General features: G+C 64.1%; 1 protein-coding gene. It reads right to left on the minus strand.

The annotated features are described in order from the left end of the window. Nucleotides 1–1,074: PAS domain-containing protein (locus ACEN88_RS31515; protein ID WP_413346071.1), on the minus strand; the 1,074-nt coding region annotated here is incomplete at its 3' end. Nucleotides 1,075–1,471: the final 397 nt, after the last annotated feature.

The following is a 1,471-nucleotide window of genomic DNA, read 5'->3' on the forward strand; positions in this document are numbered from 1 at the left end:
GCCGTCGGCGTCGAGGATCGGGTTGTACGTGGCCTGGATCCAGATGTCGGCGCCGTGCTTGCCGCGGCGGCGGAAGCGGCCGGACTGGAACTGGCCGCGCGCCAGGTCGGACCAGAAGTTGCGGTATCCGGCGCTCTGGATGAGCGCCTCGTCGCAGAACATGCTGTGATGGCGGCCGACCACTTCGTCCGCGAGATAGCCCATCGTGCGCAGGAAGTTGTCGTTCGCGGCCAGCACGTTGCCGTGCAGGTCGAACTCGATCACGGCCTGCGAGCGGCCGATGGCGTCCAGCTTGCCGCGGCTCTCGGCGGCGAGCGCCTTGCGCGCCGTGATGTCGGTGGCGAACTTGACGATCTTGACCGGCTTGCCGTCGGCGTCGAAGACCGGGTTGTACGCGGCGAGGATCCACACGGTCCGGCCGTCCTTCGTCACGCGGCGGTACTCGCCGCTGTCGGCCTGGCCGCGCCCGAGCCGTTCCCAGAACGCGAGGTACCCGGCCGAGCGCGCGTGCTCCGGCAGGCAGAACATGCGGTGGTGGCGCCCGCGCACCTCGTCGAGCGTATAACCCGTCACGGCGAGGAAGTTGTCGTTCGCGTGCAGCACATTGCCCTGCAAATCGAATTCGATGACGGCCTGGGTGCGGTCGATCGCGGCCATCTTGCCCTCGAAGTCGATGTTGCGCAGCTTGGCCGCCGTGATGTCGGTGGCGAACTTGACGACCTTCGCGGGTTTGCCGTCCGCATCGAGGACCGGATTGTACGTGGCGTGGATCCACACCGGGCTGCCGTCGCGGGTCACGCGCTTGAACTCGCCCGCGTGGTATTCGCCCGCGGCCAAGTGCTTCCAGAAGTCGCGGTAAGCCTGCGAGCGCACGTACTCCGGTTCGCAGAACATCGCATGCGGCTGCCCGACGACTTCGTGCAGCTCGTAGCCGAGCGCGTCGAGGAAGTTCTGGTTGGCGTGCAGGATGCGGCCGTCGAGACCGAATTCGATCACGGCCTGGGCGCGGTTGATGGCATCCAGCGCGGCGTGGGCAAGGTCATCCCGGGAGGTGACCGGGGCAGGGGCGATCATATGCATGGCTTCTCGTGGTGGCGTCATGATGTTCATAATATTTCCATGTGGAAATCCATTTGGTGATTTAATCATTTTTCACATGAGAATGCGAGAGAATTTTGACGAATTCGATTATTTGTTGCGCCGTACTTACCGCACAAGGCGAGGTTTCCATTGACGGGTTGCCATATGGTCATTAGCATCGGGATGCATTCCATACCCACAACAAGGAGACACCATGCCACGCCCGACCCTGCCATCCCTGCTCGTGTTAGCGCTAACTACCATCGCCTCCGCCGCGCACGCCGCCAGCGGTCCCGTCGTGACGACGGACACCGGCAAGGTCCAGGGCGCCGTCGACAAGGGCGTGGCCAGCTGGAAGGGCATCCCGTTTGCGGCGGAGGCGATGGTAGTT

It is taken from the genome of Massilia sp. CT11-108 (genome assembly GCF_047302915.1).
Classification (GTDB): Bacteria; Pseudomonadota; Gammaproteobacteria; order Burkholderiales; family Burkholderiaceae_D; genus Telluria; species Telluria orientalis.